This is a genomic window from Limnofasciculus baicalensis BBK-W-15 (genome assembly GCF_024178385.1).
Taxonomy (GTDB): domain Bacteria; phylum Cyanobacteriota; class Cyanobacteriia; order Cyanobacteriales; family Coleofasciculaceae; genus Limnofasciculus; species Limnofasciculus baicalensis.
Genome location: NZ_JAMZMM010000027.1, coordinates 1 through 5,841 on the forward strand (window position 1 = coordinate 1; position 5,841 = coordinate 5,841).

At 42.2% G+C, this 5,841-nt stretch carries 7 protein-coding genes and 1 pseudogene; all 8 read left to right on the forward strand.

Annotation, left to right across the window (positions count from 1 at the left end; all coding sequences use genetic code 11):
- Window positions 1-143 precede the first annotated feature (143 nt).
- A complete protein-coding gene (locus NJ959_RS04575) occupies window positions 144-650 on the forward strand; it encodes a Uma2 family endonuclease (protein ID WP_254010571.1) in 507 nt (168 codons plus the stop codon).
- 199 nt (window positions 651-849) lie between these two features.
- Window positions 850-1,656, forward strand: coding sequence for an ABC transporter permease (locus NJ959_RS04580; RefSeq protein ID WP_254010572.1), 807 nt, complete (start codon window positions 850-852; stop codon window positions 1,654-1,656).
- A complete protein-coding gene (locus NJ959_RS04585; protein WP_254010573.1) occupies window positions 1,657-2,391 on the forward strand; it encodes an ABC transporter ATP-binding protein in 735 nt (244 codons plus the stop codon).
- A 58-nt stretch (window positions 2,392-2,449) separates the two neighbouring features.
- Window positions 2,450-2,665, forward strand: coding sequence for a DUF29 family protein (locus tag NJ959_RS04590; RefSeq protein ID WP_254010599.1), 216 nt, complete (start codon window positions 2,450-2,452; stop codon window positions 2,663-2,665).
- 53 nt (window positions 2,666-2,718) lie between these two features.
- On the forward strand, window positions 2,719-2,913 hold the full coding sequence (locus NJ959_RS04595) for a hypothetical protein (RefSeq protein WP_254010574.1): 195 nt from the start codon (window positions 2,719-2,721) through the stop codon (window positions 2,911-2,913).
- A 70-nt stretch (window positions 2,914-2,983) separates the two neighbouring features.
- Complete coding sequence (locus NJ959_RS04600; RefSeq protein ID WP_254010600.1) at window positions 2,984-3,832, forward strand: ABC transporter permease; 849 nt, start codon at window positions 2,984-2,986, stop codon at window positions 3,830-3,832.
- A gap of 49 nt (window positions 3,833-3,881) precedes the next feature.
- Window positions 3,882-5,153, forward strand: coding sequence for an ABC transporter ATP-binding protein (locus tag NJ959_RS04605; protein WP_254010575.1), 1,272 nt, complete (start codon window positions 3,882-3,884; stop codon window positions 5,151-5,153).
- Window positions 5,154-5,172: 19 nt separating this feature from the next.
- Window positions 5,173-5,841: pseudogene (locus NJ959_RS04610) on the forward strand (SAM-dependent methyltransferase); the annotation flags it as partial.

Consider the following 5,841-nt stretch of genomic DNA (forward strand, 5'->3'; position numbering starts at 1 on the left):
AACTGCGTGATAAAGGATCTCTGTTATGTATGCACGTTAGTATAATATCAGTAATTTAATTTTTTTTTTACTGACAGGGCGACAACCGAGAACAAGACAGAGTAATTCGTCGGCAGCGACAGATTAGTATAAGAGACAGCCTTATGAGTGTCGGTACTGGCGAACATGGATTAATTTCAGAGTTTCTTAATGATAGTTTCCGTTCAGAAATATCTCGATTGGGTTTACCGTCGACTTCTAAGGATATGAAGATTGGAATTCGTTCTCCGCGTTTCACAAAAGGTATGCCTCGATGGGATACATCCCGCATACCAGATGTAACCGTATTGCCTGTAGAACAAATGAAAGCTTTCGCCAAAAGGGAAGCAGTCATCGAACTTTCTGAGCCACCACCAATCTTGGTGGTGGAAGTGGTGAGCGAGTCTACCAAACTATCAGATTACCGCACTAAGCGATCGGAATATGCTTTGTTAGGTATTCTTGAATACTGGATAGTTGATCCCCTCCGAGAGCTAATCGCAGTATGCACTTTGGTAGAAGGTTTTTACGATGCGGTAGAATTTCGAGGTGGAGAGCGTATTCTCTCTCCCACTTTTCCAGAATTGTATCTGACGGCTGACCAAATTTTTGCAGCGGGGAGGTTGGGATGAATGAGTGGAGCGGAGAGATGGGAAGATAGAATATGGGGGGAGTAGGGGTAGCGGCAAGTCGCCTCTTGAATCTCTATCAGTAACCAATCGCCCCTTCCGACTCGCCCTCTTTGAGGAATATAGCAACTGCAGTCGTCAGTTAGAACCCCTTCTTCCTCTAGCCCCTAGCCTCTAGCTATAAAATCAGTGGTGTTTAGAAATGATACTTTCGCTTAAGGATAATTCTGTGTGGTGGCAAGTGCAGCACTACTCGGAATTACTCTATGTACTGGTGGTGCGGAATCTCAAGGTGCGTTATCGCGGCTCTTTCCTAGGAGTATATTGGAGTTTGCTCAATCCGTTGATGATGACGGGGTTATACGCGGCAATTTTTGGGACTGTGTTTGCTAGCTATTACAAGAACTCTATTATTAATTATGTAATGGCGGCGTTTACGGGATTAGTGATTATTAACTTTTTTTCGGCTTCGACTTCCCAAGCTTTGGCAAGTGTGGTGGGGAATGGGGCGCTCTTAAATAAGATTCGCCTACCCGTGAGTATTTTTCCTGTCTCTACGGTTGGGGCAAATGTGTTTCAGTTTGTCGTTGGGGTCTTGCCTATACTGGAGATTGTGACATTTGTCAAGTCTCATAGTTTAATTAATATGTTGGCACTGTTTTTACCTTTGCTGGCGTTAACTTTGGTCTGTACGGGTGTAGGCCTTTTTGTGTGTGGATTGTATGTTTTCTTTAGAGATTTACCTTATTTTTATGAGTTAATTGTATTTGTCCTTTGGATTAGCAGTCCTGTATTCTATCCTGCTGCCATTGTGCCAGAAAAAGTGAAGTTTTTCTTAAACCTAAATCCGTTATCGCCAATTATTGAAAGTATTCGTCAGATTGCTTTATCAGGAACTTTACCTGATTTAACTCTAATTTGGGGAGCTTTGTTAAGCAGTGCGATAGTTTTGGTGATGGGTTGGGTATGTTTTCATGGGTGGCGCAGTCAATTTATGGATTTGCTGTAAATGGCGGAAGTGATTAGGGTAGATGGGGTTTCTCTGTGGCGACGCACCCAGGAAGAGTTTTCTTACGATTTGAAGAAAACTGTACTATCTATTTTGGAGGGTAATTATCGCAAACCTGTGAAGAAGTTGGTGTTAAATGAGATTGATTTTGTGGTGGAGTCTGGGGAAAAGGTGGGGATTATTGGCGCAAATGGTTCGGGTAAATCTACTTTACTTAAGGTTATTTGTGGTATTCTACAGCCAACTAGTGGGAAGGTACGGGTGCGGGGACAAATTGCGCCGCTGATTGAATTGGGTGCAGGGTTCGATCCGGAAATCTCGGTGATGGATAATATTTTACTCTATGGGGTATTATTGGGTTTTTCGCGACGGGAGATAAAGGAGAGAGCGGAGTCAATTTTGGAGTTTGCGGAGTTACAAGATTATCAGTTAGTGCCAGTGAAGGGTTTGTCTTCGGGGATGGTGGCAAGGTTGGGTTTTGCGATCGCAACTGATGTCCAACCAGATATTCTGATTCTGGATGAAGTGTTGTCGGTGGGGGACGAAAGCTTTAAAAATAAGTGTAAGCGGCGGATTGAGAAGTTTTGGGATGGGAATGCTACGGTTTTGGTAGTTTCTCACGATTTAAGTTTTATCAGACAATATTGCGATCGCGCGGTTTGGTTGGATAAGGGGAAGCTGCGATTGATGGGAAGTGCTGATTGGGTGGTGGATTGCTATTTGGATTCTGTCTAAGACAGGACTTAGGTCGTTATGCTATCTGTAGGGTGCGTTATGTAACGCACCCTACTATATATGGAGTTTAGAGTTACTACAAGAAAAGCCCAGTCTAAAATCTTACTTAGAAGAAGCTCTTGAGACAGCCTATAGGAAAGGATTGGTATTAGCTGCGGAAGAAACAAATTTACCGCTAAAAACTTTCCCGGAAGATTGTAATTATACCTTAGCAGAAGTTTTGAGCGATCGCTTTTTCCCCGGTGAAGCCGCGACAGATGATTTAATGGCTTGATAACGAGGGGGGAAGGGAGAAAGGGTTAGGCTCTGTTCGTAGTAAGCACTTTAGTGCTTGTAAAGATAGCATCTTCAGGCACTGAAGTGCCTACTACAAATAATCTGAATTTGACACTCCCCATTCCCCACTCCCCACTCCCGATTCCTTTTTCCGATACAGTTGCGATCGCGCCTCAATTGCCATACACTTCAGGGAATGGTTTTTCACCAGTGGGTTTCTATCCCGATCCTGCCATAATTCAATGAAGGGAACTTTAGGGGCTTGATGGGCTTCAGGATAGTTAAGCTGAAAGGTGTGAGTGTGGTGTGGAGGTTGATGCGAGGAGTTACTAGCAAGGCTGGCAGATTAAGGCGCACTCTACCCCTTTCTGAGGGGTGGTGGGCGAAGTTCGATTTGCTGAGAACTTTGGTGCGTCGGGATTTGGATGCGCGGTACAAGGGTTCGGTATTGGGTAATTTTTGGCCTTTGTTAAATCAGTTATCTCAGTTGCTGATTTATACCTATGTCTTTTCCATTGTACTGAATGTGAAGCTGAGTCTCAAGGGTTTGCCGGATGAGAGTAAGCTGGCTTTTGGCTTCTGGTTGTTTGCTGGTTTGTTACCTTGGATTGCTTTTACAAGTGGGGTGACGCAGGCGGCGGGTGCAGTGGTGGGGCAGCCAAATTTGGTGAAGAAGGTAGTGTTTCCTCTGGCATTATTGCCCCTCGTCCCAATATTATCTGCATTTATTGAGAGTGCTTTTGGGTTGACGGCGCTAATTGTTTTTGTGGCAATATTCTATGGAGTATTGCATGGAACTTTAGCACTTTTGCCGTTGGTTTGGTTGACTCAGTTATTGTTAACGGCAGGGTTGGGGTATTTAGTAGCAGGGTTGACAGTATTTTTGCGAGATATTCCTCAGACTTTGGGAGTAATTTTGAATCTTTGGTTTTATTTTACGCCGATTGTTTATCCGGCTTCTGTGATTCCGGAGGCGTGGCGGGATTGGGTATTTTGGTTGAATCCTTTGGCGGCAATTTCTGAGGTGTATCGAGATATTGTGCTAACTGGAGAGGTAACTCACTGGGGAGAGTGGGGAGTTGCGGCTGGGGTGTCTTTGGTGGTATTTTGTTTTGGTTTATCGGTGTATCGGCGTTTGCGTCCGGCGTTTGCTGATGTACTGTAAGGTTTAATTGACTGATTGATTTGTCATAGTCGTGGTCGTTGGTGTGGTGATGAGTGAGATTGCGGTTTCGTTGAAGAATGTTTCAAAGTGTTTTAAGCGGTATCCCCATCCGGCGGATAGGCTCAAGGAGTTATTTTTTCCGGGGAAGAGTCGGGCAGAAGAGTTTTGGGCACTGCGGGATATTAATTTGGAGGTTTTAAAGGGGCAAACGCTGGGCATTGTTGGCCAAAATGGTTCGGGGAAAAGTACACTATTGCAGATTATTGCTGGCACATTGACACCGACGACGGGTGATGTATGGGTGAATGGGCGAGTTTCGGCTTTGCTGGAACTTGGTAGTGGTTTTAATCCGGAGTTTACAGGGAGGCAGAATGTATTTTTTAATGGTCAAATTTTAGGGTTAAGTCAATCAGAGATAGAATATAAGTTTGATGATATTGCTAAGTTTGCCGATATTGGAGATTTTATAGATCAGCCTGTTAAAACTTACTCAAGTGGGATGTTTGTTCGATTAGCCTTTGCTGTCGTTGCTAATACAGATCCCAAAATTTTAGTGGTGGATGAAGCTTTGGCTGTAGGGGATGCGAAGTTTCAAGCCCGTTGTATGAAGAGGATTCGTGAATTGAAAGAACAGGGGGTGACAATACTCTTTGTTTCTCATGATAGTTCAAGCGTAAAGATGCTATGTCAGCGTGCTGTGTTACTGAACAAGGGGAAAATGCTAACCGATGGCGATCCGAAGGATGTGGTTAATCGGTATATTGCTTTATTAAGTTCGGACACAAGTACTACAGAAACTGAAAATATTAATCCCATTCCAGTTAAAAGTGATTTGATCGAGAATGTCAATCATCAAAAAAAAGATATACATAGACATGGCAATAAATTTATAGTTATCAATAGTGTCAAAATTACTGATTCAGACAATATTGAAATAGCAGGAAAGATAGAAACTGGCTCAATATTTAATATTGTAATTAATTTGGAAGCTAAAGAGGAAATATCAGATTTAGTGATTGGTATTTCGATTAGAAATTTAATGGGTGTAGTTATTTATGGCGCTAATACTCATTTAATGAATATTAAGTTGCCAATCCTGAATATTGGTCAGGAAATGAGCGTGAGCTTTGAAATACCTTGCTCATTAAATAGGGGGGTTTATACAGTAACCGTGGGTATACATTCTGAAGAAGGGATGAGTTATGATTGGATGGATGAGATTCTGATACTGGAAGTGATTAATCAACAAGTTTGTGATGGATTAGTTGATTTGAATTCTCAGATCAAGATTCATCAACTTTATAGTTCAGTTATCTCATGAATAATTAGGAAATATGGATATGGATTTTCTGAATATAAAAAATCAAAATCCATCAAAGAAAGAAGCAGATATAAATATGATAGAAATCAATAATCCAGAAATTAATGTAGACGAATTAATGGAAAAGATCAAAAAGGAGGTAGCTAACCGCAGTAATATACTTATTCAAGAAGATCCTAAATTCAGCCTTCCAAATGGTATAAGCACTTTGAAGATTAGCCATATAGAGGCGCTGCTAAACGATGCTAATTTTAATTCTCAGGTAGCCACAAAATGGCCGGATAAATTTAATCGCTTTCCCTTGAATTTGAGTCAGCCATTACAGAAATTTTTCTTAAAGATACATGGATTTATCTTTAAGAAGCAACGGGCTGTTAATGTGGCTTTAATTCAAGCGCTGAGGGAATCTCTAGCCTTAAACCAACAGCTAATGGCGCAAGTTGCCACTCTCCAAGAACAATTCAATGGAGTCTGTAATCGCTTAACTGCTGTGGAGGAAAAAGTTGCTACTACAGAGGGACGGTTAAACAACACAGAGGGACGGTTAAACAACACAGAGGGACGGTTAAACAACACAGAGGGACGTTTAAACACCACCGAGGGACGGTTAACCACCACAGAGGAACGTTTAAACACCACAGAGGAACGTTTAAACACCACAGAGGGACGGTTAAACAACACAGAGGGA

Coding starts and splice junctions, on each gene's coding strand:
- NJ959_RS04575 (WP_254010571.1), top strand. CDS start 144: ATGAGTGTCGGTACTGGCGAACATGGATTAATTTCAGAGTTTCTTAAT.
- NJ959_RS04580 (WP_254010572.1), top strand. CDS start 850: ATGATACTTTCGCTTAAGGATAATTCTGTGTGGTGGCAAGTGCAGCAC.
- NJ959_RS04585 (WP_254010573.1), top strand. CDS start 1,657: ATGGCGGAAGTGATTAGGGTAGATGGGGTTTCTCTGTGGCGACGCACC.
- NJ959_RS04600 (WP_254010600.1), top strand. CDS start 2,984: ATGCGAGGAGTTACTAGCAAGGCTGGCAGATTAAGGCGCACTCTACCC.
- NJ959_RS04605 (WP_254010575.1), top strand. CDS start 3,882: ATGAGTGAGATTGCGGTTTCGTTGAAGAATGTTTCAAAGTGTTTTAAG.